The sequence below is a fragment of the Phyllobacterium lublinensis genome, from assembly GCF_020164435.1.
GTDB classification, from domain to species: Bacteria; Pseudomonadota; Alphaproteobacteria; order Rhizobiales; family Rhizobiaceae; genus Phyllobacterium; species Phyllobacterium lublinensis.
Genome location: NZ_JAIUDQ010000006.1, coordinates 40,433 through 62,891, shown reverse-complemented (window position 1 = coordinate 62,891; position 22,459 = coordinate 40,433). Strand labels below are relative to the sequence as shown.

At 56.7% G+C, this 22,459-nt stretch carries 25 protein-coding genes and 1 tRNA gene; 16 read left to right on the top strand and 10 right to left on the bottom strand.

All coding sequences use genetic code 11. The features are described from left to right. Positions 1-112: 112 nt before the first annotated feature. Positions 113-625 (top strand): hypothetical protein, encoded by a 513-nt coding sequence (locus K9U38_RS09810; protein ID WP_224494150.1) that lies wholly within the window; start codon positions 113-115, stop codon positions 623-625. A 10-nt stretch (positions 626-635) separates the two neighbouring features. Here K9U38_RS09810 and K9U38_RS09805 read toward each other — a convergent pair whose 3' ends face one another. From K9U38_RS09805 to K9U38_RS09780, 6 genes are all read right to left on the bottom strand, one after another. Beyond that, a complete protein-coding gene (locus K9U38_RS09805) occupies positions 636-1,079 on the bottom strand; it encodes a GNAT family N-acetyltransferase (RefSeq protein WP_224494149.1) in 444 nt (147 codons plus the stop codon). Positions 1,080-1,150: 71 nt separating this feature from the next. Further along, positions 1,151-1,426: a type II toxin-antitoxin system TacA family antitoxin gene (locus K9U38_RS09800; RefSeq protein ID WP_224494148.1), complete on the bottom strand. Its 276-nt coding sequence runs from the start codon at positions 1,424-1,426 to the stop codon at positions 1,151-1,153. Positions 1,427-2,564: 1,138 nt separating this feature from the next. After that, positions 2,565-3,056 carry a site-specific integrase gene (locus K9U38_RS09795; protein WP_224494147.1) on the bottom strand — a complete coding sequence of 164 codons (492 nt, stop codon included), beginning with the start codon at positions 3,054-3,056 and terminating at the stop codon, positions 2,565-2,567. Then, positions 3,031-3,537, bottom strand: coding sequence for a site-specific integrase (locus K9U38_RS09790; protein ID WP_224494146.1), 507 nt, complete (start codon positions 3,535-3,537; stop codon positions 3,031-3,033). The genes K9U38_RS09795 and K9U38_RS09790 overlap by 26 nt, the downstream gene beginning before the upstream one ends. After that, a complete protein-coding gene (locus K9U38_RS09785) occupies positions 3,534-3,761 on the bottom strand; it encodes a hypothetical protein (protein WP_224494145.1) in 228 nt (75 codons plus the stop codon). Before K9U38_RS09785 ends, K9U38_RS09790 begins: the two co-directional genes overlap by 4 nt. A gap of 147 nt (positions 3,762-3,908) precedes the next feature. After that, on the bottom strand, positions 3,909-4,331 hold the full coding sequence (locus K9U38_RS09780; RefSeq protein ID WP_224494144.1) for a hypothetical protein: 423 nt from the start codon (positions 4,329-4,331) through the stop codon (positions 3,909-3,911). Between the two features lie 124 nt (positions 4,332-4,455). Here K9U38_RS09780 and K9U38_RS09775 point away from each other — a divergent pair, with 124 nt between their 5' ends. Together K9U38_RS09775 and K9U38_RS09770 are read left to right on the top strand one after the other, a co-directional pair. After that, complete coding sequence (locus tag K9U38_RS09775) at positions 4,456-4,671, top strand: hypothetical protein (RefSeq protein WP_224494143.1); 216 nt, start codon at positions 4,456-4,458, stop codon at positions 4,669-4,671. Positions 4,672-5,540: 869 nt separating this feature from the next. After that, on the top strand, positions 5,541-6,062 hold the full coding sequence (locus tag K9U38_RS09770; protein ID WP_224494142.1) for a DUF2441 domain-containing protein: 522 nt from the start codon (positions 5,541-5,543) through the stop codon (positions 6,060-6,062). 101 nt (positions 6,063-6,163) lie between these two features. Here K9U38_RS09770 and K9U38_RS09765 read toward each other — a convergent pair. Further along, positions 6,164-6,254, bottom strand: a tRNA-Ser gene (locus K9U38_RS09765). A 227-nt stretch (positions 6,255-6,481) separates the two neighbouring features. On the opposite strand from K9U38_RS09765, the gene K9U38_RS09760 reads away from it, so the two are divergent. Together K9U38_RS09760 and K9U38_RS09755 are read left to right on the top strand one after the other, a co-directional pair. Continuing rightward, on the top strand, positions 6,482-6,823 hold the full coding sequence (locus tag K9U38_RS09760; RefSeq protein ID WP_224494141.1) for a hypothetical protein: 342 nt from the start codon (positions 6,482-6,484) through the stop codon (positions 6,821-6,823). A gap of 197 nt (positions 6,824-7,020) precedes the next feature. Beyond that, positions 7,021-7,188 carry a hypothetical protein gene (locus tag K9U38_RS09755; RefSeq protein ID WP_224494140.1) on the top strand — a complete coding sequence of 56 codons (168 nt, stop codon included), beginning with the start codon at positions 7,021-7,023 and terminating at the stop codon, positions 7,186-7,188. Here K9U38_RS09755 and K9U38_RS09750 read toward each other — a convergent pair. Then, positions 7,182-7,865, bottom strand: coding sequence for a CerR family C-terminal domain-containing protein (locus tag K9U38_RS09750; protein ID WP_224494139.1), 684 nt, complete (start codon positions 7,863-7,865; stop codon positions 7,182-7,184). The genes K9U38_RS09755 and K9U38_RS09750 overlap by 7 nt on opposite strands. 92 nt (positions 7,866-7,957) lie before the next feature. Here K9U38_RS09750 and K9U38_RS09745 point away from each other — a divergent pair, with 92 nt between their 5' ends. The 4 genes from K9U38_RS09745 to K9U38_RS09730 are packed head-to-tail and all read left to right on the top strand — an operon-like array spanning position 7,958 to position 13,046. Continuing rightward, the gene (locus tag K9U38_RS09745) at positions 7,958-9,001 is read left to right on the top strand and encodes an HlyD family secretion protein (protein ID WP_224494138.1); all 1,044 of its coding nucleotides are present in this window, start codon (positions 7,958-7,960) and stop codon (positions 8,999-9,001) included. Continuing rightward, the gene (locus K9U38_RS09740; RefSeq protein ID WP_224494137.1) at positions 8,998-10,746 is read left to right on the top strand and encodes an ATP-binding cassette domain-containing protein; all 1,749 of its coding nucleotides are present in this window, start codon (positions 8,998-9,000) and stop codon (positions 10,744-10,746) included. The genes K9U38_RS09745 and K9U38_RS09740 overlap by 4 nt, the downstream gene beginning before the upstream one ends. A 13-nt stretch (positions 10,747-10,759) precedes the next feature. After that, positions 10,760-11,917: an ABC transporter permease gene (locus tag K9U38_RS09735; protein ID WP_224494136.1), complete on the top strand. Its 1,158-nt coding sequence runs from the start codon at positions 10,760-10,762 to the stop codon at positions 11,915-11,917. Between the two features lie 7 nt (positions 11,918-11,924). Then, positions 11,925-13,046: an ABC transporter permease gene (locus K9U38_RS09730; RefSeq protein ID WP_224494135.1), complete on the top strand. Its 1,122-nt coding sequence runs from the start codon at positions 11,925-11,927 to the stop codon at positions 13,044-13,046. Positions 13,047-13,130: 84 nt separating this feature from the next. On the opposite strand, the gene K9U38_RS09725 is transcribed toward K9U38_RS09730, so the two are convergent. Beyond that, entirely contained in the window at positions 13,131-13,718 is a 588-nt protein-coding gene (locus tag K9U38_RS09725; RefSeq protein WP_224494134.1) for a TetR/AcrR family transcriptional regulator, read from the bottom strand. Positions 13,719-13,887: 169 nt separating this feature from the next. Here K9U38_RS09725 and K9U38_RS09720 point away from each other — a divergent pair, with 169 nt between their 5' ends. The 4 genes from K9U38_RS09720 (at position 13,888) to K9U38_RS09710 (ending at position 19,294) form a co-directional block, all read left to right on the top strand. After that, the gene (locus tag K9U38_RS09720) at positions 13,888-15,105 is read left to right on the top strand and encodes an efflux RND transporter periplasmic adaptor subunit (protein ID WP_224494133.1); all 1,218 of its coding nucleotides are present in this window, start codon (positions 13,888-13,890) and stop codon (positions 15,103-15,105) included. A gap of 35 nt (positions 15,106-15,140) precedes the next feature. After that, the gene (locus tag K9U38_RS09715) at positions 15,141-18,362 is read left to right on the top strand and encodes an efflux RND transporter permease subunit (protein ID WP_224494132.1); all 3,222 of its coding nucleotides are present in this window, start codon (positions 15,141-15,143) and stop codon (positions 18,360-18,362) included. Positions 18,363-18,613: 251 nt separating this feature from the next. Beyond that, the gene (locus tag K9U38_RS21990) at positions 18,614-18,736 is read left to right on the top strand and encodes a hypothetical protein (RefSeq protein WP_255607099.1); all 123 of its coding nucleotides are present in this window, start codon (positions 18,614-18,616) and stop codon (positions 18,734-18,736) included. A gap of 312 nt (positions 18,737-19,048) precedes the next feature. Next, complete coding sequence (locus tag K9U38_RS09710; RefSeq protein WP_370631882.1) at positions 19,049-19,294, top strand: hypothetical protein; 246 nt, start codon at positions 19,049-19,051, stop codon at positions 19,292-19,294. A gap of 61 nt (positions 19,295-19,355) precedes the next feature. On the opposite strand, the gene K9U38_RS09705 is transcribed toward K9U38_RS09710, so the two are convergent. Next, positions 19,356-19,859: a DUF1236 domain-containing protein gene (locus tag K9U38_RS09705; RefSeq protein WP_224494130.1), complete on the bottom strand. Its 504-nt coding sequence runs from the start codon at positions 19,857-19,859 to the stop codon at positions 19,356-19,358. A 192-nt stretch (positions 19,860-20,051) separates the two neighbouring features. On the opposite strand from K9U38_RS09705, the gene msrQ reads away from it, so the two are divergent. From msrQ to K9U38_RS09690, 3 genes are read left to right on the top strand one after another with little or no spacing between them, the layout of a single operon-like run. Beyond that, the gene (gene msrQ, locus K9U38_RS09700; protein WP_224494129.1) at positions 20,052-20,906 is read left to right on the top strand and encodes a protein-methionine-sulfoxide reductase heme-binding subunit MsrQ; all 855 of its coding nucleotides are present in this window, start codon (positions 20,052-20,054) and stop codon (positions 20,904-20,906) included. Between the two features lie 44 nt (positions 20,907-20,950). Further along, positions 20,951-22,060 carry a pyridoxal phosphate-dependent aminotransferase gene (locus K9U38_RS09695; protein ID WP_370631899.1) on the top strand — a complete coding sequence of 370 codons (1,110 nt, stop codon included), beginning with the start codon at positions 20,951-20,953 and terminating at the stop codon, positions 22,058-22,060. A 43-nt stretch (positions 22,061-22,103) separates the two neighbouring features. Beyond that, positions 22,104-22,457 (top strand): DUF423 domain-containing protein, encoded by a 354-nt coding sequence (locus tag K9U38_RS09690; protein WP_224494357.1) that lies wholly within the window; start codon positions 22,104-22,106, stop codon positions 22,455-22,457. The last annotated feature ends 2 nt before the right edge of the window (positions 22,458-22,459 follow it).

The window sequence follows — 22,459 nt, the reverse complement described above, 5'->3', positions numbered from 1 at the left end:
CGCGTTTGCTAACCGAATGAGGTGGGTTCTACCTATGTCACTTGGTCAACTCGCCCGAAATGCCACCAGTGCCGAGCGTTCTCGCAAGAGGATGAGAAGGAGTGGTTTCAACATGGCTGGTCAACCACTCTGGACTGACGAAGAAATCGCGATCTGCCGGGAAATAGGCCACGACTACAAGGCGCTGATGAAAGCTCTAAACGGTCGTCGCAGCTATCATTCAGTTCGAAACCAATGCCAGAAACTTGGACTTGCTCCAAAGCGTCATATTTGGTTGGGAGCGGAGCTTGCTCATTTAAGACGGATCTATCCGAAGTGTTCTTGGGAAGACATTTTGGCAGCGTTTCCTTTTGCCACTAGGAAGCAGATAAAACATATTGCCAAGCACTACAAAATTTATCGGGAGAAGCGACCCTTTAAGCCAACCGGAATCCCAGGAATAGACCAAGTCCGCAACAGATGCTTTGAGCTCAATTTAAGCATGCCCGATGTGGACGCTTTAGCAAAAAGCAAATCCTATTTTTGCAAAGGCCGCCTGGCACGGGGGCCATATCAATTACAGGGCCATTGGAAGGGCCATAAAGGCCTTGGATGGAGAGGTGATGGCAGCCTGGAACAAAAATGACTGAGGCTCTTTATAGAAAACCTTCGCGCATTGATACCATAATGTCTTGTGTCGGAAGAAGCAGCGTTCCATCCAAATTCTTGGCGTCAACAAACCCAAACTTTCTATAGAAAGTTTCAGATTCTTTATCCAGCGCGTGTACCATCACGGCACGGAAAGCGACTGCTTGGGCCGCTGAAACAACGCTGAGCAGCGCGTTTTTTAAAAGTGCTGCCCCCAAGCCCTGTCCCTGGTATTGCTGGTCAACAGCGAGACGAGCTAAAAGCGCGACGGGTATCTGGTTAGGCGCTTGTTTGCCCTTTATTTGTTTGGGAACATCGTTCCGGCTTATCATGCCAGCGCAGAGGGAGTGGTAACCAACAACAACATTGTTCTCGTCGGTTACCACGAAGGTTCGAGAATATCCTTGAGCCTGATTATAAAGGGCCATGTCTCGAAGCCATTCATCTAACATGGGCTTTCCGCTAGAAAAATTGAGAACGTTATGTATCTCACTAAGCGGAGCTGGCTTCTTGAACGGCACGATTAGTCAATCCAAGCGATATTGCTCTTGAACAACTTTATCAGCTCATCATTAGGCTTCCCTTCTCTAGATAGAAGGGCATCCACGTTGTCAAAAACGCTAGCATCGACGCCGATAAAGCGCTGATCGAGCAATTCCTTTTGTGCGGAATAGACTGCGGCTTCTGTCATAAATGCCGTAAGAGACTTGCCACAAATTTCCGCCGCCCTACTGATGGTATCGTGGGCATCCGAATCCATTCGCAGATTCACTTTTTCGGTCTTTTTAAGAGCTGCCATTTTACGCCTCCACCAATCAACACTGATCGGAGTTTTATTCTCTCTACAGGAGCAGTAGATAGTCCACTGTACGTACGATGTAAATACATCCCATAAATTTTTTTCGATCTGTCTAGCGCAAGTGGGGCGGCGAGTCTCCCTCATCTGGACCAGGCTTGGCCATCCTTACACCTGCCCCCTGCCCGTTCTCGTCGATGAATACGACACCGGCAGACTCCAGAGCGCGCTTACCGGAGAACGAGGAAGAGGCAATTGACTGTGCTGCGACACGCGCGCGATCTGGTCAGCTTCGTTAGCCGGGGCCGAGCGTGTCTAATGTCAATCGTGCCTGCAAATGGGGCTTCATGAGCGGCGGAGTTTTCTCTGTTAAAACAGAGGAAATACAGAGGCAGGGCTAACTGATAATACAGTTGGGAAACAGTTACAGCAGGCCTGTTAATAGGAGGGTGACACACCAAATCAAACACTTAGCGATTCAGAACAGGACCGCTTTTTAGCGGGAAATAGCGGCGCAATAGAGGGGGCTGGTTCCATGAAGGAACTGGCCCCTTCTGCTGAAAACAGCGCAGGAACAGCGGGCGCACCATGGATGATCCAGCCAAAAAGCAGCCATAGGCGACGGGCTCCTAGGTTGAAAACAACCGCGGAACAACCAAGGCGGTTACTTTTCGGAACCTGACAAAACCTCACATTGGGACCATATATTTCTTGGTTGCTCGAACCCAACAAAACCCAACGTTGGGCGTCTAAAGTAGACGGATTTAGAATGCTGCAAATGTTGCCCAATTGCGCGCAACGGGAAGCTAACGCCTATATTCTGTCTCGGGAGAGCCTTTTGCATGCTAACAAATGCTAACATTTTGGGGTGAGAACACGTGAACAAATGTGAACAATATGAGGGGGGGGGTGAAATTCAATTGTTCAATGGTCCCAATGCCTTGGCCATTTTAAAATGGGGTAAAATGGAACGCCTCCTCGGAATAAAATAGTGGAAAATATTCCCAACCGGACCAGCAAAAACAATCACTTTCTATTGCTAGCAATGGGGGACCACCTAGCTCGAATAGCCCATTAGTTTCCCAAGCGCTTATCGATAATTTACAAAATTCCAATGGCTTAACTATGTAAAGCATGGCGATTACAGAAAGCCAGCCCCCGCATGGTCCTTATACCGCTCGGCTCTACGGATATAGCCGCGAACGGTGCGGGGATCTGTGTGCCTGGTCTGGTCCATGATGCGGTTTATGTCTGCGCCGCGATCTGCTGCACTGGTGACAAAGCCAGCCCGTAGCGAGTGGCCGGAGAAGTCGGCAACCGACAAGCCAGCCTTCGCAGCATAGGCTTTGACGATATTCGCGACGGATCGATCTGACAGGCGTTCGCTCGATACCCTACCCGACTTGTTCACCGGCCGGAACAGTGGCCCGCTTGTGATGCCTGCCAGCTCCAGCCATTCTTGCACGGCACTCACCGGCTTAAGGCTTTGACCGTGGGGAATAGCTACCAGATGGCCTTGGCGCTCCTGATCGGTCTTTGACTTGCGGATACTAACATCGAGGCCATTGGTCGTTTCCGCCAGATCCTCCACGTTGAGCCCAACTAGCTCAGAGCGCCGCAGCGCGCCAGCCATGCCGAGCAGGACCAGAAGCCCGATCCCGCTTGCCAGCCATATCGTGGGGCATGTGCGCCAGCATCGCGGCCAAACGTTCCGCCGTAGCAGGCTGCTTTTTGTTCGGAGCGGTTCCGATCGTGCGGCGAATCCCGCGCATGACGTTCTGGACACCTTCGCTTTCCGAAGGTGAGATGATGCCGGACTCTCGATGATAATGGCGGATCGCAGCAAGGAACACACTCAAGCTGGAGGCTTTAGCCCCGCCCCTCATGCGCGCGGTTATATAGGCGGCGACCGTCCCGGGTTCAGCCGGCAAAGCCGTAACACTCTTGTCCTGACACCAAAGAATGAAGGCCTGCATTGCATGCTTGTATGCTTTCAGGGTGTTTTCGGAGCGAGAAGCTTTGGCAAGGCTCAACACGTCCTCATCGATCAATGCAATTGCTCGTGCCCGCTGCTCGTCATCCGAACTGGCCAAAACAGGGAGATTGGCCGTCATGGTTCCTGCCCCCTCCGTTCTTGTTCCGCCTCGACAAGCAGGATGAATGTGTCCGCTAGTTGCCGCGTATTGTCTAACATGGTGTGGAAACGCAGAAGTTCGGCGCGGGAATGACCGGACAGTCCATCCAGGAAAAGATTTACGGCGTCACTCGCGAAAAAGTTGGGCCGTACCACTTCGGTGGATCCTGTGAACTTCAGGACGTTGTCGTTATCGTCACCCATATCGATCGCTTCCTATAAGTGTCATTATCGGAATTAATATGACAGGTTGTATCAAACATAGCAAGCTAGCTTGATATCGAAATAGCTTGGTACGCTCGCCGGATGATTGGGATGACGACCTGTAATAGTATTACACCGGCAGCGGATCTAGAAGGAGGCGCGGATCAATTGAGCGTTGAGCGTCAAGCGCACGCTCGTGTCCGTTCTTGGCTTGGGCATTAGGGAATGACAAACTGACCACGTTTCGCCTGCAGCGGTTGGAACATCGAAATTCAATGTTCCATTCTCCAACACGTCGACCTCTATCGGAGTGTTCGCCTTGTTCGCAGTATACCGGATTATCACGAGCCGCAGAGTCCGGCCCGTAATGTTGGTATAGCCGACCACCACGCCATACGGCTTGTCGCACTCGGCATTGTCCGTGTCCATGATAACCGCGATCTGCGACAGGTGGCGGTTGCTCCACCAACTCAAGCCCAGGACGGCAACCGTATATCCAGCGCCAACAATCACGAGGGCCAAAGCTAAATTGATTGCACGCCCGCCAAGTCTTTTCAGAATGCCCGCCATGGGTCGGCCCCTTGTTGCTAGCTATCAAGCTAGCCAGATACAAATAACACGTTGTAGCTTCGTTACAAGTCAAGCGCTATCTTGGTGCCCGGTGAGCGAATCGATACGTAGGAAGGAACGCCCGGTGAAAGAACCGAACCTGAAACCCGTAAAACGTGGCGCTCAGCCGGATGGACGCAAGGGTATTCTGATCCGCGTCAATCCAGAAGGCTGGCGCGAGCTACGCGACCTGGCTGCAGAATTGACTCTTGCGACTGGCGATCAAGTCACAATGCAGAGCCTTATAACCGACGCTATCAACGATACGCTCAAGCGCCATAAGCGCTCTCCCCTCGCCTAAAAGGAGATTGGTCAACAATCCAAGGGGATGACCAAGAACGATTTAAAGTTTCCGTGGAGCATATAGCGGTACTCCACGGCCGCAATCTCCCGGTTTACGAAAGAGGTGCGCCATGCGTTGCAAATGCCACCGATGCTTTCTGATTTTATTACTGAAACGTCGGCATCGGCTGGTACCTTGTCACTGAGAGTGTAGTGATATGTGAAGGTCCCATCGGAATAGGATGCCGCGTCCAGCCTGGTAACCTCGTCCAACTGTTTCGGCAAATCCTTATTCGCCACATCAACGGCATGAGCTATCTGAATAGGCGGAAGGACAAACGATTTGGTGATTTGGGGCGACGCAACTACCGCTGCGATTACCAAAACACTCCTAAGTTTCGGCGACCTAAATAGACCACCGGTAAAGGCAGCTATAGCGCCCATTATACCGCCAACAATGCCATAGATCACAAATGGTGGCCATTCCCCCATAAAACCCACAGTATGCCCCCTAAAACGCGCCCAGTATTATGCCCCGAGTCATCGCACTTTTAAGTCCACTATATATATTCAGAAAAACAATGCACACCATTGGCGATAGGACGCGGCGAAGTAATGCATAGCTGGGGGCGAAATGGGTAAAGCGAAAATCGTAGCACGCAAAGTGTCAGGTCGGACGTTCGGGACTACGCGACAAAACACACATTTGTCACAACGTGAGACCCTAGAAGAAATTATCGTGAATCTGGCTACGGCACAGGGAATCAAAACTGTCGAAAGGGCGCTGTCAGCACGCGGTGCATATTTTTACTCTGCAGGCGGCTCATATCAAAGCGCAACCAACACAATTCTCAGCTTGTCGCAATCCATCCTTGGGGAAACCGTAGAATGACGCCACTCCCAAAGGGTATTGAGAATGTGTCGTACTGGCACCTGGCAGAGAAGAACGGCATGATGCTGCACAATGCATTCTTGGCAAAGGGACACGTGGTGAGCGTGTCGCTTGTGGCACGGGCTCCCGGCCTGTCGCAGGTTACGACCAGCTACGCTTTCGGACATCGAGACGCAGAAAAAGAGAGGCTTTGGGAAGAAGTTAGATCAAAGGACTTTCCCAACCTCCCCAGCCGGATGAGATGTCTTTATGCTTTCATAACCAAAGGTGACGCCGAACGAGCGAATAAGGAATGGTTCAATTCAAATCGGGCCGTCTTAGAGCTTTATCTTGTAGATGCAAATACCCATATCGCTGATTCTAAGTTCCTTGATGCGAACAGTGAGACGTGGGGAAACCGGGCATTGGACTATTGGCTGGGAGATACAACTGATGATCCGCGATTTGAGGTTCTTATCCATGGCCGAGTATTTTTACCAGGTTGGGACAGAGAGCCATTCGAAATGATGAAACCCTGATTTTCGGCCGTAATGATATGTTCGAAGTGGGCCTCCAGGTGGGGTTGCAAGCATGGTAAAATAGATTTTATCAATAAAATCAATAACTTACGCCAATAAACTGGCGGAGAAGAAGGGATTCGAACCCTCGAGAGCCTTTTGAGCCCTACTCCCTTAGCAGGGGAGCGCCTTCGACCACTCGGCCACCTCTCCGAGGACGCTGACTAAAGATGAAACCCCGCCTTTGCAAGGATTTTGTTCGGCTTCCCGTAAAAAATGCATTATCCTTGGTGGTGTCCGGCAAACATGCTGCAGGGCAAGCCGGACAACGGTAATTGCGCCGTGCTCTTTCCCCTCTCGACACCGGCGCCAGGGTTGAATAGCCTCAAATCCTCGGATCGGGGGGCAGGATGCGATTTTCAGTTTTGGCAGGCGCGGCAATGACAATTGCCGTATCAGCGTGCACGACAACCGGCAGCAAGGGCGCCAGCGAAGCGGATGTAATCGCCCACGCCAGAAGCCTCGTCATCATCTCATACCAGTGTCAGGATTCGCTCGGCCGGGAGCCACATTATTCCGCAATCGACAGCAGCGAGACCATCCTCAGAACCCTTGGCAAATCCGCGGACGAGGCCGACAGCACCGTGCGCGGCTGGCTCAAGGACGTGATCGCCGGGCCGAAGCAACCCTCCGATCTCGACGCCAGGACCTGCAAGGACAGGCTGCTCACCTTGGCTGAGAAGGTCCGCATCGGCTACGAAGCGCTGAAAGCACGCAACTAGAGCAATTGCTAGGACATTGTGGCCCATTTTCTGCGGCCCGGTTGCTGTCTTTGGCTTATGGGCCGGGACTTTCCAAGGGTTCACGAGTGGTCTCGCATCTGTAAATGACCGTTGCAAATCTTGAGTGGAACCGGCGGAACCGACGTCCTATCTGATCGTTATCGGGTGCACGAATTTCCCATCACGGAGAATGCAGAATGCCAACACCAACTGTTCCGCAGGATGTCTATCAGCGCCACGAAAGGGAATGGCAAATATTGCGTGAGGCGATCGCCAAGACCGAACAATCCGACAAGGACGAGAACAAGCGCCAGCGGCCAGAAGACAGGCCACAGTGGGACTTCAAGTACACAAAGCATCAATGATCAGCATGCAGCGACCGTGCGGTAGCCTCAAGGCCGGCAAGGGCGAAGCGCTGGAAATGTTCGACAATCGCATCCTGCGCTCCGGGTTCTGACGGATGCAGGCCCGGCAATACTTGTGTGAATATCTGCCTGTTGCCTAGGATGAGCATGGCAAAGGGCGCAACAATGTTGAGCGCGCAGCGGGTGACGACAGGGTCATCGTGCTCCAACCCCAGAACCTGCCCGACGATACTGGTGATCACCAGCTTCTTGGGCAGGACCTCCTGCTTGAGCAGTACAGCAAAGGCCGGTGACGGCGACAGTATTTCGCGGCCAAGGACACCGAGCGCCCAGGATGCAGTCGCCGGGCCTGTAATCGTGCGCGCTATCAACCCGATAAGCGTCTTCAATTTTTGCCTTGGTTCGCCCGGCCCTTCCGCCAGTGCAATGAGCTTGTCGTAGGTCAAAAGGCGGCGGTGAGCCTCCACCAGTACCTCGGCATAGAGACCTTCGATCCCGCCATAATAGTAATTGACCGCCGCCGAGTTGCTTCCTGCCCGCTCGGCGATCTCCTTGCCGGTCGCGCGGTCAAAACCTTTTTCAGCAAATATCGCACCAGCTGCCTCAAGAATCTGGGCCTTGGTCGTGGCGCCGTCTTCGCGGCGACCGGGGAGTGTCCGTGATGTTTTCCGTGCCATGGCGAACAGTCTATACCTGATTCGATCGATTTGAAAGTTAAAATTGAAATTTGAATTTGACATAATTGCGCTAGTGCGCTATGGTGACTGACATGAACAAACCGTTTCGAATACTCATTCCCCTTGTTGTCCTTGCAGCGATCGGCGGCGGTGCGTGGTGGTATATGCACCGGCCGGCCGGAAATGGTGATTTGACGCTGTACGGCAATGTCGACTTCCGCCAGGCCTCCCTTGCCTTCAATGGCTCGGAGCGCATTGCGGGCGTACTGGTGGAGGAAGGTGACATTGTCAAAAAGGGCCAGGTTCTCGCCCGCCTCGATATCAGCCGCCTTGCCCCTCAGGTTCGGGAAGCTGACGCCACGGTCGCTTCACAGCGCGCGATGGTGCTGAAATTGCGCAATGGCAGCCGCCCCGAAGAGATCGCCCAGGCCAGAGCCAATCTCGCCTCGGCCAAGGCCGACGCGGCCAACGCGAACATACAGCTGGAGCGCCGCAGCGTTCTGACTGCAAATTCGACGATCAGCAAACAGGAGCTCGATACGACAAAAGCGGCCGCCGAAATGGCCGATGCCAAGGTTCAGATGGCGCAAAGCGAGCTTGAGCTTGCGATTGCCGGGCCGCGTGCTGAGGAATTGCTACAAGCCGAGGCTCAGCTTCGCGGCAGTGAGGCGCAGCTTGAGCTGATGCGCCAGCAACTGAATGACGCCGAACTGATCGCCCCCTTCGATGCGGTCGTTCGCTCGCGGCTGATGGAGCCGGGCGAAATGGCTGCACCGACAAAGCCGGTGTTTTCATTGGCAACCATCGGGACGAAATGGGTGCGCGCCTATGTCTCCGAAACCAATCTCGGCCATATCCGCCCGGGCATGCGCGCCAAGATAGCGACCGACAGTTTCCCGGAACGTCCCCTTGACGGCTGGATCGGCTTCATTTCGCCGATAGCGGAGTTTACGCCGAAGACTGTCGAGACGACTGACCTTCGCACCAGCCTGGTTTACGAGGTAAGGGTCTTTGTCGAGGATCCCGCGGACATGTTGCGGCTTGGCATGCCTTCCACGGTGACGCTGCTGCCCGATGCGGCACCGAAGCCCCTGCCCCAAAGCGGCGCGAGCGTGGATGCCAAGGCAAAGCCATGAACACCCCCGTCGCGGCGCGGTCCATCCACAAGAGTTTCCGCCGCGACACGGGCGAAATCGTCAAGGCGCTGGAAGGCGTTTCCTTCGAGGCCAGACAGGGCACCCTGACCGCGCTTGTCGGGCCCGACGGCGCAGGCAAGACGACACTGCTGCGCCTGATTGCAGGGCTGATGGTGGCGGACAGTGGCGAACTCAGCGTCCTTGATCTGAATGTCGCGGCCGAGCCGCAGGTCATCCAGAACCGTATCGGCTACATGCCGCAGAAATTCGGACTCTATGAGGATCTGAGCGTCCAGCAGAATCTCGACCTGTACGCCGACCTGCACGGCATCTCCCAGAGCCAGCGCAAGGAAATCTATCCGCGACTGATGGAAATGACTGACCTCGGCCGCTTCACCCAGCGCCTCGCGGGCAAGCTTTCGGGCGGCATGAAGCAAAAGCTTGGCCTTGCCTGCACGCTTGTCCGCTCGCCGGAGCTGCTATTGCTGGACGAGCCGACGGTGGGCGTCGATCCATTGTCACGGCGGGAGCTTTGGGACATCGTGACCAAGCTCGTGCATGAAGACCAGCTGACGGTGGTCGTCAGCACGTCCTACCTCGACGAGGCCGAATTGTGCGACCATGCCGTGGTTATGCATCTTGGCAAGGTCCTGGCACAGGGAAAACCCGAAGAGATCACCGACAGGGCCAAGGACAGCGTCTACATCGTAACGCCCGGTGACGGCATGAATGCCCGCTCGCTGCAGGCGAGACTGTTCCGGCAGGAAGGTGTCGCCGATGCGGTACCGGAGGCGGGAAAGGTGCGCATCGTGAAACAGCCCGGCTATCAGGGCGAGATCCGTATTGACGAAGAGCCGGTCAAGCTTGAGCCAGTGAAGGCGCGGTTCGAGGACGGCTTCATGGTGCTGTTCAGCGCCGTCGCCACGAAGAGCCACTCCAGCGACGTGGCGCTGGAGAGGCCGAAAACAGCCCGCGGCGACGAAATCTCGGTTGAGGTACATGATCTCGTGCGGACTTTCGGCGATTTCACAGCCGTCAATCATGTCAGCTTCCAGGTGAAGCGCGGCGAGATTTACGGACTGCTCGGCCCGAATGGCGCCGGTAAAAGCACTACCTTTCGCATGCTGTGCGGGTTGATGCCGGCTAGCCACGGTACTTTGCGCGTTGCGGGTGCGGACTTGCGCACCTCGCGAGCGGAAGCCCGGCAGAAGCTGGGTTATGTTGCGCAAAAATTCTCGCTCTATGGCGATCTGTCAGTTGATGAGAACCTCGATTTCTTCGCCAGCGCCTATGGTCTGCGCGGGGCGAAGAAGCGCGAACGCGTCGCCTGGTCGAAGAACCAGTTCGAACTCGGAGACCTTGCGACATTGCCAAGCGGACAATTGCCCGGTGGATTCAAACAGCGGCTCGCCATGGCGGCGGCGCTGTTGCACGAACCGGATATTCTTTTTCTCGACGAGGCAACCAGCGGCGCCGACCCTCTGGCGCGGCGGGAGTTCTGGGGCCGTATCACCGCTCTTTCCGAACAGGGTGTAACGGTCATTGTCACCACTCACTTCATGGAAGAGGCCGAATATTGCGACCGCATCATCATTCTCGATGCCGGGCGCAATCTTGCGGAAGGTACGCCGGCCGAAATCCGCGCCCATGCCAAGCCGAAGAATGGCGAGGAACCCAACATGGAAGACGCCTTCATCGCCATCGTCGAGGAATCACGTCGTGAGACGAGGGAGAAGGCGGCATGATGGGTGATCTGCCATGAACGCACCGATGAAAACATACGCCTCCCGGCTTGGAAAGGGAAGTTTCCGCCGCATCCTAGCGCTGGTGCGCAAGGAATCCTGGCAGGTGGTGCGCGATCCGAGCAGTATCGCAGTCGGTATCGTAATGCCGATGGTCCTGCTGGTGCTTTTCGGTTACGGGCTCTCATTCGATCTGAAGAATTTGCCGGTCGCGCTGGTGATGGAGGAATCGTCAGCTGCAGCCCGGGGCGCTGTCTCCGGCTTTGAATTGTCGGAGTATTTCGAGACGCACCAGGTCAAGACCATGGCGGAGGCGGAGCGATTGCTGATGGACAAGACCGTCGACGGCATCGTGCGCATTCCGATGCAGTTCGCCCGCGACGCCGAGGCGGGTACGGCCGAAATACAGGTCATCGTCAATGGCAGCGATGCCAATACCGCGCGTATCGCGCTTGGCTACGCGCAAGGAGCCGTCGCGACATGGCTGGCACGCGAGGCGGCAGCCGGCCAGGTGCTCAACGCCGGGGCGACGATCGACCTGCAGACGCGGCTCTGGTTCAACGAGGCCAATGACAGCACCTATTTCCTTGTTCCGGGGCTGATCGTTCTGGTCATGACGTTGATCGGGGCCCTGCTGACGGCGCTGGTCATGGCACGGGAATGGGAACGCGGCACGTTCGAGGCGCTTTTCGTCACCCCCGCCCGGCCCGGCGAAATCCTGCTTGGCAAGACAGTGCCGTACTTTATCCTGGGCATGCTCGGGCTTGCGCTCTCGGTTGTCGGCAGCCAGATCCTGTTCGGCGTTCCGCTGCGCGGCTCGCTGTGGATTCTGGTGCTGGTGTCGATGCTCTATCTGCTAGTGGCACTTGGCATCGGCCTGCTGATCTCCTCCGTTACCAAGAGCCAATTTGTCGCCAGCCAGATAACGCTTGTCGTCACTTTCCTGCCGGCGATGATGCTCTCTGGCTTCATGTTCGACATCAGAAGCATGCCGCTGGCTATCCAGGTCATCACGCATATTTTTCCAGCGCGCTATTTCGTCAGTGTCCTCCAGACATTGTTCCTAGCCGGCGACATCTGGGCCGTTATTCTGCCCAATGCAGCCGTACTGGCCGTCATGGCCACCGTGCTGATGACGGCCTCGGTGTTCGCCACGCGCAAGAAAATCGGATGAGACAGTTATGAAGGGTTCGTTTTTCCGCATCATTGCTCTGATCCGCAAGGAATTGCTGGCAATGTTCAAAGATCCAAAGAGCCGGGTCGTGCTGGTTCTGCCGCCGATCCTGCAATGCCTGATTTTCGGCTATGCGGCGAGCTATGACCTCAATAACGTCCCCTATGCTGTGCTAGATCATGACCACAGCGCGGCCTCGATCGAGTTTGTGGCCAAGCTGGACGGTTCCGGCACCTTCACCCGGGTGGCGACGCTGCAGCGCACGTCCGACATCGCTACATTCATCAATGACACGCGCGTCCTGCTCGTTGTGGTCATCGACCAGGACTTCGAAGAGCGGCTGATGGCCGGCCTGCCCGCCAAGTTGCAGGTCATCGCCGACGGCCGCAATTCGAACACCGCAGGAACGGCACAGAGCTATATCAACACCATTGCGGCTGACTTCGCCACGCGGTGGCGCGAGGAAAACGGCCAGGCAGCGGTCGGCGGTGTCAAGGTTACAACGCGCGCCTGGTATAATCCGAGCCTGGAAACGCGATGGTACATGATCCCATCGCTGATCGGCACAATCACCATGATGATGACGCTGATGCTGACGGCCATGTCGGTCGCACGCGAGCGCGAGGCAGGCACATTCGACCAGCTGCTGGTTACGCCGTTCCGCCCATCGGAAATCATGGTCGGCAAGGCAATTCCATCGATGCTGGTGGGTCTTTCGCAAGCGACCACCATTCTGCTCGTCGCCCAGTTGTGGTTCCAGATTCCCTTCGCGGGTTCCTACTTCATGCTCTATCTCGGGCTGGTGCTGTTCCTGGCGGCCGCCGTCGGGATCGGACTGTTCATCTCGTCGCTGGCAGCAAATATGCAGCAGGCGATGATCTATTCATTCGTCCTGCTGATGCCGTTCATGCTGCTGTCGGGATTGACGGCGCCCATCGGCAATATGCCGGATATCCTGCAATATATGACGATGATCAATCCGCTGCGCTATGCGATCAGCATCACGCATCAGGTCTATCTGGAAGGTGCGGGCGTGCGGCAGCTTTTGCCGGAAATGCTGGCCCTTGTCGTCATCGCTACCGTCACCCTGCCCTTCTCAGCCTGGCTGTTCCGCAACAGGCTGACGTGACACTCACGGCACAAAGGGGCTCAGATTGGTTCGCGTACCGCCGGTCATGCGGCCGCGGCGCGCAATCGATCCATGTTGAGATGCCTAGTTCTGGCCGGGAAACGACTTCATGGCGAGATCGATGAGACGATAGATCTCTTCGCGGCCCGCCCCGTTCGATGCCTGTACAGCGGTTCCCTGCTGGACGGTCATGATAAATCGCGCGAGATCTTCCGGATTGCTGTCGGCCGGCAGATCGCCTTCGCGCTTGGCGCGTTCAAAACGGCGGGTCAGAGCCTTCTGCGCCGTCTGGATACGTTCAACGATCGTTTTGTGGATTTCCAGGGCGGCATCGCTGCAGGCAGTCGCCGCATTGACCACGAGACAACCGGCAGGATTACACGATTGCGTCTGCGCCTCGACGAATCCGCGCAGAATGTCGAAGGCAACCGTGCGAGCATCTGGCTGCTCGAGCGCGCTCCAGAAAAAGGCGAGATAATTCTGCTCGTAACGGGCGAGCGCCATGCGGAAAAGCTCTTCCTTATTGCCGAAAGTGCCATAAAGACTGGGTTTGGTGATGCCCATTCCGTCGGTCAGGTCAGTGATGGACGTGCCTTCATAGCCCTTCCGCCAGAACAGCTCCAACGCTGTCTGCAGGGCATCGTCCGCATCAAATTCCCTCGGCCGTCCCATGGACAAGACTCCCTAAAAGAATTATACCGCTCGGTATAAAATCGGTTGACAGCTGCTGTGCCGCAGCCTTATATCAGCCGTTCTATACCGATCGGTATGGAACGTCAATGATCGTATTCCCGATTTGCCATCCTCCCAATGGCACAAAATTCAAAGCAGGATGACCACGATGTCAATCAGCACTTTCAAGAAAAGTCTCTATGTCAGCGGCATTGTTTTGACGCTTGCCGCAGCGGGTGGCACGCATTTCTTCGAATTGACCCAGAGCCACGCCGAAGGAGAAAAGCAGCAGGCCGCCCCAGCGCAGGCCATGCCCGTCTCGGTCGCCGTGGTCCAGCCAAAGCTTGTAACCCAGTGGAGCGAATTCTCCGGGCGGCTTGAGGCCATCGATGCCGTGGAAGTGCGTTCACGCGTTTCCGGCGCGGTGCAATCGATTGCCTTCAAGGAAGGCGCGATCGTCAAGCAGGGCGACCTTCTGGTCAAGATCGATCCAGCCCCCTACGAGGCTGAAGTTGCGCGCACAAAGGCGCAGGTGGCTTCTGCCGAATCGAAGCTGGCCTATGCAAAGAGCGAACTTCAGCGCGGCAAACAACTTGTGACATCGCGCTTTGCTTCCCAGAGCGACTACGACCAGCGCCTGAATGTTCAGAGCAGTGCGCAAGCGGACCTCGAAGCAGCAAAGGCTGTGTTACAGACCGCCATGCTCAACCTCGACTGGACCGATATTCGTGCGCCGATTAGCGGCCGGGTCGGCCGTATCGAGATCACCCCCGGCAATCTCATCGCCGCAGGACCAAGCGCGCCGCTCCTGACGTCGCTCGTTTCGATCAGCCCGATCTATGCCAGCTTCGAGGCCGATGAAAACGTCGTCGCCAAGGCCCTGGCCGACCTTCCCGAGGGTCTCAACAGCCGCGATTTCGTTGACCGCATCCCCGTCCAGATGGATGTGCAGGGCAAAATTGGAGTCGCCGGCAAGCTGCAGCTGATCAACAACAGCGTCGATGTGGCCAGCGGCACCGTCAAGGTGCGTGCCGTGTTCGACAATGCCAATGGCAGCCTGATGCCGGGCCAGTTCGCCAAGGTCCGCATGGGCCAGGCCAACGAGCGGCAGCAATTGCTGGTCGACGAAAAGGCGGTTGGAACCGACCAGAACAAGAAGTTCGTGATGGTCGTGAATGCGCAGAACATCGTCGAGTACCGGGAAATCAGCCTTGGCGCCAGGGCCGATGGGCTGAGGATCGTCACGGCCGGCCTCCAGGCCGACGAGAAGATCGTGGTCAATGGCCTGCAGCGCGTCCGTCCGGGCTCGCTCGTCGCACCTGAAACGGTTGCGATGGGTGGCCAGGCTCCCAACCAGCAAGCGCTGGCGGACCAGGCAAAGCAATAATTGAGAGCCCTTCAGGGGCAGGTTTGGAACCTGAAATGAACATCTCCAATTTCTTCATCGATCGCCCGATTTTCGCGGGCGTTCTTTCTTTCGTGATCTTTCTTGGTGGTCTGATCGCGCTGACGGCAATGCCTGTTTCGGAATATCCGGACGTCGTTCCGCCATCAATCGTGGTTCGCGCCCAGTATCCGGGCGCCAATCCGAAGGTCATCGCCGAGACTGTGGCGACGCCGATCGAGGAATCGATCAATGGCGTTGAAGACATGCTCTACATGGGCAGCCAGGCGACCGCGGACGGCCAGATGACGCTGACTGTAACCTTTGCCCTGGGTACTGACCCGGACAAGGCGCAGCAGCTGGTACAGAACCGCGTTTCCCAGGCGGAGCCCCGCCTGCCGGAAGAAGTGCGCAGCCTTGGCATAACGACAGTCAAGAGCTCGCCGGACCTGATGCTGGTGGTCAACCTCATTTCGCCCAACGACCGCTACGACATTACCTATCTGCGCAACTATGCCTTGATCAATATCAAGGACCGGCTTGCCCGGATTGATGGTGTCGGAGACGTCCAGCTGTTCGGCTCCGGTGACTATTCGATGCGCATCTGGCTCGACCCGCAGAAGACTGCGGAGCTCGGCCTGTCCGCAACGGACGTCCTGAGCGAAATCCGTGCGCAGAACGTGCAGGCCGCAGCGGGCGTCATTGGCGCCTCGCCCAGTCCCAACGACGTCAATCTGCAACTTTCGGTCAATGCGCAAGGACGACTGCAGACTGAGGAAGAGTTCGGCCAGATCATCGTCAAGACCGCAGCAAACGGCGCGATCACCCGTTTGAGCGACATTGCCCGCATCGAGCTCGGTGCCGCGCAATATTCGCTGCGTTCATTGCTCGACAACAAGCCGGCCGTGGCTGTTCCGGTCTTCCAGGCACCAGGGTCGAACGCGATCGAGATCGCCGACCAGGTACGCAGTGTCATGGAGGAGATGAAGCAGACCATGCCGGAAGGTGTGGACTACGAGATCGTCTACGATACGACGCAGTTTGTCCGCGCTTCGATCGAGGCCGTGGTGCACACATTGCTTGAAGCGGTCGTGCTCGTCGTGCTGGTGGTCATCCTGTTCCTGCAAACGTGGCGCGCGTCGATCATTCCGCTGATCGCGGTGCCGGTATCGATCATCGGTACGTTCGCGGTGATGCACCTCTTCGGGTTTTCGATTAATGCACTCAGTCTGTTCGGACTCGTCCTCGCCATCGGTATTGTGGTCGACGACGCGATCGTGGTTGTCGAGAACGTCGAACGAAATATCGAGAACGGGCTCGCCCCGCGTGCGGCCACCATCCAGGCCATGCGCGAAGTATCGGGGCCGATCATCGCGATTGCGCTGGTGCTTGTGGCCGTGTTCGTGCCGCTGGCCTTCATCACCGGCCTCACCGGACAGTTCTATCGCCAGTTCGCCCTGACGATTGCGATTTCGACGGTCATCTCCGCGTTCAACTCGCTGACCCTGTCGCCCGCCCTCGCCGCGCTGCTCCTGAAAGGACACGATGCGCCGAAGGATGGGTTGACGCGGTTCATGGACAGGACGCTTGGCTGGCTGTTCCGCGGGTTCAATGCCGTGTTCACCCGAGGCGCCAATGGTTACAGCAGGGGCGTGCGTGGGGTCATCTCACGCAAGACCCTGATGATGGGCATCTATCTCGTGCTCATCGGAGCGACAGCTTTCATGTTCAAGAGCGTCCCGGGGGGGTTCGTACCGCCGCAGGACAAGCAATATCTGGTCGGGTTTACCCAGCTGCCGGATGGCGCGACACTTGACCGGACAGAGGCGGTAGTGCGTCGTATCGGCGATATCGCCCTGAAGATCCCCGGGGTTCAAAGCACCATCGCCTTCCCGGGCCTTTCGATCAACGGTTTCACCAACAGCGCGAACGCGGGTATCGTTTTCGTGTCGCTCAAGCCGTTCGAGGAGCGCAAGACGCAGGAACTCAGTGCCGGAGCAATTGCGATGCAGCTCAACCAGCAATTGTTCGGCATCCAGGAATCGTTCAGCGCGGTGTTCCCGCCCCCTCCGGTCCAGGGGCTCGGTGCGATTGGCGGGTTCAAGCTTCAGATCGAAGATCGTAACGGCCTTGGCTACCAGGCCCTCGACGACGCAACGAAGGCCTTCCTGGCGAAGGCGGCCACTGCACCGGAACTGACGGGCCTGTTCTCCAGCTACCAGATCAACGTCCCGCAACTTTACGCCGATGTCGATCGTGCGAAGGCACGTCAGCTGAACGTATCGCTGCCGGAGATCTTCAATACGCTGCAGATCTATCTCGGGTCCGTCTACGTCAATGACTTCAACAAGTTCGGTCGCACCTATTCCGTCCGCATGCAGGCGGAGTCGAGCTTCCGGGCCAAGGCCGAAGACATTGGCGATCTGAAGGTACGATCCGGTTCGGGCGAGATGATCCCGCTGTCAGCGCTCCTGAAAGTGACCTCCACCGCGGGGCCGGATCGCGCCATGAGATACAACGGCTTCCTTGCCGCAGATGTCAACGGCAACGTAGCTCCTGGCTATTCTTCCGGCCAGGCAAGGGCTGCAGTGGAGAAAATCGCCGCCGAAACGCTGCCCGCAGGTATCAGCTTCGAATGGACGGAACTGACCTATCAGGAAATCATCGCGGGCAACTCGGCCTACCTGATATTCCCTCTATCGATCCTGCTGGTATTCCTTGTCCTGTCAGCCCAGTATGAAAGCCTGGCCCTGCCGCTCTCGATCATCATGATCGTGCCGCTGGGACTGCTGGCCGCCCTCACCGGCGTCTGGCTGACCGCGGGGGACAATAACGTCTTCACGCAGATCGGGCTGATCGTGCTTGTCGGACTTTCCGCCAAGAACGCCATCCTTATCGTGGAGTTTGCGCGAGAACTGGAGTTCGCGGGGGCAACGCCGTTCAATGCAGTGGTCGAGGCCAGCCGGCTGCGGCTGCGTCCTATCCTCATGACGTCGCTAGCCTTCATCATGGGTGTGGTGCCACTCGTCACATCGACCGGCGCTGGTGCGGAAATGCGCTCGGCCATGGGTGTGGCGGTTTTTGCGGGCATGATCGGCGTGACGCTGTTCGGCCTGTTCCTGACACCGGTCTTCTATGTGCTGGTGCGTGCCATCACCGGCAATCGACCGCTTCGGCACGCGACGCACGGAAGCCATTTCGCGGGCGAACACGGCCACAATTCGGACGCGATTTTGCCGGTGCCAACGCCAGCAGAATGACGAAAATCCGGGCGGAGCGCACGTTTTGAAGCGTGCGCACCGCCCGTTACAAATTATTGAAATTACGCTATTTTGTTGCATTGCGCGAACCGCCATAGAGGCGGTTGGCCATCTCCTTCGAAGTGGAGAGGAACTTTTTGGGTGACAAAAGGTTTCAAACTGTTACAGTTACGTGACCAAGCCGAAATTCGGCACTGACGATCATGACCCGGTTTGCATCTGCGAGGGTCGTTAAATCGGGAGCAGCCTTGATGAGCTTTGCAGCAGCTAACGACAACAGGAAGATCAGCAACGGGTTTGTTCCGTTTGTTGTTTTTGTGGTTTTTACCCAAATTGCAGCCACCGCACTGCTGACGTTGCCAAATTGGTATTGAGACCGCAACCCAACTCTTCGGGCATTTCAATCCTGCCGTTTCTGGCGGGTGCGGTCGTTATATTGATGATTGTCGGCCCCTTCCTCATGTGACCTGCGCGTCGCTTCATCTGTCTTACCGCATTCAACCAAAGTCTGGCTATTCAACGTCTCAGGTGACTGGGATAGTGCTGTGAACTTATCGCTGACACATGAAACCATGGAATTTGATCATCTTCGATGGTTGGCCATTTGGCTTGTAAGTATTTTTTGGGTTGCCGTATCATACGGTAAAACCAGCCAATAGCTGACAGCCTCAAGCGGCGAGGACCGGATGAAGTTTCTGATGGGCTTTTTATTTTTGCTGACAGTCTTGGCAGGATGCAAGACATTGACGCCCGAGGAGCGGCGAGCTCTTGACGGCCAGACCTGTTCATCATTCGGCTTCAAGCGCGGGACGACCGCATTTTCCGATTGCCTGCTTGATCTCGAGCTTGACCGCCGTGCCGATCGGCGCGCCCAGTTTGACCAGTTCAACACGCCTGTCATCGTTTACGATGGTTACTATCGCCGCTGGTAGACTTGCCGCAAGCCGGCAAAACTGACCGCAAGAGCGGGCGGTCAGTGCTCACCACAGATGATTAGCGCACCCAGACAACCCTGCGTGTACCGTTGTCAACCAGCGCGGGTCGTCCTTCGACGTACACGTAGGAGTAACGCGGCTGATCGGGAACTGCGACAAGCGGGACCCCCTCAGGGATTACGGTTCCGGTATCGATGGGTCCCTCAACCATCACAGCATCGACGGGATTGCGCTCGACATAGGTTATGACCTCGTCGGGCACACCACGCGCAGGCTCGTCCAGATACACGACCTGGCGGTTGTCCAGGGAAACAATCACCGGACGTCCATCCACATAGATGTAGCCGTAACCCGGGCTTTCGGGAATTGGACGGACAACAATGCCTTGTGGGACGACATAGCCCTGGGAAAGGTTGCCTTCGATGACCACCGGATCAGCCGGATGGGCGATCACATAGTCCCTGGCACGTTGAGGGACCTCGATGATGACGCTATCCTGTGCGATAGCCAGGCCGGATGTGGCGAGGAGCGCTGCTGCCGCCAGTGTAAGAACCTTTTTCATTATCTTGCCTCTCCGTTGTTTCTACGTCCAAGTGACAGGGGTAACCCGACCGGCAATGATTTGGTTCCGCTGATGGCGCACACATCATGCAACCGGTTGACATGAAAAAACGCGCCTTCACGGCATGTTGTGTTGAAACTGGAGATGAGCTGTGGCCGTAACGTGCTGTAAGATCAGGATTAGAGCAACGTGATGAAGTACCCATGGAAAGACCGCGCCGGCAAACTGTCGGCAATCAAAATCGCGGCTCTCATCGCTGCTTTCATACCGCTGATCCTCATCGTCGTGGGCTACAAGGCCAACATATTGGGGCCGCGACCGATCACCGAGGCCATTCATGAGACCGGTGACTGGGCCATCCGCTTTTTCCTGATTTCACTCGCGGTGACGCCACTGCGCAACATCACCCGATGGACAAAGCTTGTCCTGATCCGCCGCATTCTCGGTATTACGGCCCTCGCCTATGCGGCGTTACATTTTTCTCTTTATATCCTTGACCAGAATTTCAACCTGCTGCGTGTGGCAAGCGAGATATGGCTGCGCATCTATCTGCTGATCGGTTTCATCACTTTGCTGGGACTGACTGCACTTGGCGTCACGTCGACGGACGCCATGATCCGCCGCATGGGCAGGAACTGGAACAGGCTGCACAAGTTGGCCTACCCGCTGGCTGCGCTTGGCGTGCTGCATTTCTTCATGCAATCCAAGGCCGATGTGACGGAAGCCACGCTCATGGCGGGCTTCCTGGTTACGCTGATGCTTTACCGTGCAGCTCAAGCCCGTGATTTCAAGCTTTCATCGGCGTGGACACTGATGGTCATTGCCGTCCTTGCTGCACTGGGTACTGCGCTGGTCGAGTATGCGTGGTTTGCGCTGGCAACCAAAATACCACCGACGCGCGTCCTCTATGCCAATCTTTCATTCGGCTACTCGATACGGCCCATGTGGTGGGTCCTGGGCGCTGCCCTGGTCCCGGCAATATGGGCGGGCGTGAAATCAATGAGCGATCGCGAAAGCCGCAAATTCAATCCCGTATCGGCAAAATAGAAACTGAAGTTTTGCTTTTCACCGGCGCAAAAACTGATATCGATTTGCGCATGGAACCGCTGTTTACCCCGCTCATCGACTCGCTGCCCTCAACTGTGCCCTTCGTCGGACCGGAGGCCTTGGAACGCAAGCGCGGCGGCCGGCCTTTTCGCGCGCGGCTCGGTGCCAACGAGAATGGCTTCGGTCCGGCGCCATCGGTCATCGCCGCCTTGCAGGAACATGCTGGCGAGGTCTGGCAATATGCCGATCCGGAAAATTTCGACCTGAAGCGCGCTCTCGCAACGCATCTCGATGTTGCACCGGCCAACGTGGTCGTTGGCGAAGGTGTCGACACCCTGCTCGGACTCACCGTAAGGCAGTATGTGCGCGAAGACACGCCGGTCGTCACCTCCCTTGGAGCCTACCCGACTTTCAATTTTCACGTGGCAGGGTTTGGCGGACGCCTGGTAACTGTTCCTTACCGCGATGACCTTGAGGATCTTGACGGACTGCTGGCTGCGGTAAAGCGGGAACAGGCGCCGCTGGTCTATTTCTCCAATCCCGACAATCCCATGGGGACGTGGTGGGAAGCAGCCGAAATCGAGCGCTTCATTGATGCCTTGCCCGCCAGCACCATGCTGGTGCTCGACGAGGCCTATGGTGAGACGGCGCCCGCGACGGCCTTACCGCCGCTGGACGTCTCACGCCCGAACGTTCTGCGTATGCGAACATTTTCCAAAGCATACGGGCTTGCCGGCATGCGATGCGGCTATGCCATCGGCGCCGAGAAGCAGATCAACGCCTTCGACAAGGTCCGCAATCATTTCGGCATGAACAAGCTGACGCAGATCGCGGCGCTCGCGGCCCTCAAGGATCAGGACTATCTGAAGGTCGTGACGGGGCGCATTGTCGCTGCTCGCGAACGCATCGCGACAATCGCCGTCAGGAATGGATTGAAGGCGATTCCCTCGGCAACCAATTTCGTGACGATCGATTGCCAGCGCGATGGACCCTATGCCGTGGCAGTCCTCAACGCACTGATCGATCGAGATGTGTTTGTGCGCAAGCCCATGGCTCCAGTGCTGGATCGCTGTATCAGGGTCAGCGTGGGTGCCGACGAGGAACTCGACTTCTTCGAGCAACAACTCCCTCACGCGCTGGCGGCAGTGAAATAAGCACTGCGTTTCGGGGGCCAATTCCATGGAGACCAACTTGGACATGAATCGCGTTTTCGCCGGCCTTGGCGGCCTGTTTGGTGCAGCGGGCATCGCCGCCTATGCCGCGGCTGCCCACAGCACGGATGGTCATATGACCACGATCGCGCCGATACTTTTCATCCACTCCCCTGCCTTTCTGGCGCTGTCGGTCCTGTCCAGAATCAACCGGGCCGCTTGTTTTGGGGGACTGGTGCTGTTGCTGGGTTTGTTGTTCTTCATCGGCGATCTGGTCTCGCGCGATTATGCCGGCGACCGGCTGTTTGCATTCGCAGCGCCGCTTGGCGGCACCCTGCTTATCCTCGGCTGGCTTGTCGTCGCAGCGACGGCATTTCGAGCACTGGACTATCGCAAATAGCG

Excerpts from the sequence above, each read along its gene's own strand:
- K9U38_RS09810 (WP_224494150.1), top strand. The coding sequence starts at position 113 with ATGGCTGGTCAACCACTCTGGACTGACGAAGAAATCGCGATCTGCCGG.
- K9U38_RS09805 (WP_224494149.1), bottom strand. The coding sequence starts at position 1,079 with ATGTTAGATGAATGGCTTCGAGACATGGCCCTTTATAATCAGGCTCAA.
- K9U38_RS09800 (WP_224494148.1), bottom strand. The coding sequence starts at position 1,426 with ATGGCAGCTCTTAAAAAGACCGAAAAAGTGAATCTGCGAATGGATTCG.
- K9U38_RS09795 (WP_224494147.1), bottom strand. The coding sequence starts at position 3,056 with ATGGCTGGCGCGCTGCGGCGCTCTGAGCTAGTTGGGCTCAACGTGGAG.
- K9U38_RS09790 (WP_224494146.1), bottom strand. The coding sequence starts at position 3,537 with ATGACGGCCAATCTCCCTGTTTTGGCCAGTTCGGATGACGAGCAGCGG.
- K9U38_RS09785 (WP_224494145.1), bottom strand. The coding sequence starts at position 3,761 with ATGGGTGACGATAACGACAACGTCCTGAAGTTCACAGGATCCACCGAA.
- K9U38_RS09780 (WP_224494144.1), bottom strand. The coding sequence starts at position 4,331 with ATGGCGGGCATTCTGAAAAGACTTGGCGGGCGTGCAATCAATTTAGCT.
- K9U38_RS09770 (WP_224494142.1), top strand. The coding sequence starts at position 5,541 with ATGACGCCACTCCCAAAGGGTATTGAGAATGTGTCGTACTGGCACCTG.
- K9U38_RS09760 (WP_224494141.1), top strand. The coding sequence starts at position 6,482 with ATGACAATTGCCGTATCAGCGTGCACGACAACCGGCAGCAAGGGCGCC.
- K9U38_RS09755 (WP_224494140.1), top strand. The coding sequence starts at position 7,021 with ATGCCAACACCAACTGTTCCGCAGGATGTCTATCAGCGCCACGAAAGG.
- K9U38_RS09750 (WP_224494139.1), bottom strand. The coding sequence starts at position 7,865 with ATGGCACGGAAAACATCACGGACACTCCCCGGTCGCCGCGAAGACGGC.
- K9U38_RS09745 (WP_224494138.1), top strand. The coding sequence starts at position 7,958 with ATGAACAAACCGTTTCGAATACTCATTCCCCTTGTTGTCCTTGCAGCG.
- K9U38_RS09740 (WP_224494137.1), top strand. The coding sequence starts at position 8,998 with ATGAACACCCCCGTCGCGGCGCGGTCCATCCACAAGAGTTTCCGCCGC.
- K9U38_RS09735 (WP_224494136.1), top strand. The coding sequence starts at position 10,760 with ATGAACGCACCGATGAAAACATACGCCTCCCGGCTTGGAAAGGGAAGT.
- K9U38_RS09730 (WP_224494135.1), top strand. The coding sequence starts at position 11,925 with ATGAAGGGTTCGTTTTTCCGCATCATTGCTCTGATCCGCAAGGAATTG.
- K9U38_RS09725 (WP_224494134.1), bottom strand. The coding sequence starts at position 13,718 with ATGGGACGGCCGAGGGAATTTGATGCGGACGATGCCCTGCAGACAGCG.
- K9U38_RS09720 (WP_224494133.1), top strand. The coding sequence starts at position 13,888 with ATGTCAATCAGCACTTTCAAGAAAAGTCTCTATGTCAGCGGCATTGTT.
- K9U38_RS09715 (WP_224494132.1), top strand. The coding sequence starts at position 15,141 with ATGAACATCTCCAATTTCTTCATCGATCGCCCGATTTTCGCGGGCGTT.
- K9U38_RS21990 (WP_255607099.1), top strand. The coding sequence starts at position 18,614 with ATGAGCTTTGCAGCAGCTAACGACAACAGGAAGATCAGCAACGGGTTT.
- K9U38_RS09710 (WP_370631882.1), top strand. The coding sequence starts at position 19,049 with ATGAAGTTTCTGATGGGCTTTTTATTTTTGCTGACAGTCTTGGCAGGA.
- K9U38_RS09705 (WP_224494130.1), bottom strand. The coding sequence starts at position 19,859 with ATGAAAAAGGTTCTTACACTGGCGGCAGCAGCGCTCCTCGCCACATCC.
- msrQ (WP_224494129.1), top strand. The coding sequence starts at position 20,052 with ATGAAGTACCCATGGAAAGACCGCGCCGGCAAACTGTCGGCAATCAAA.
- K9U38_RS09690 (WP_224494357.1), top strand. The coding sequence starts at position 22,104 with ATGAATCGCGTTTTCGCCGGCCTTGGCGGCCTGTTTGGTGCAGCGGGC.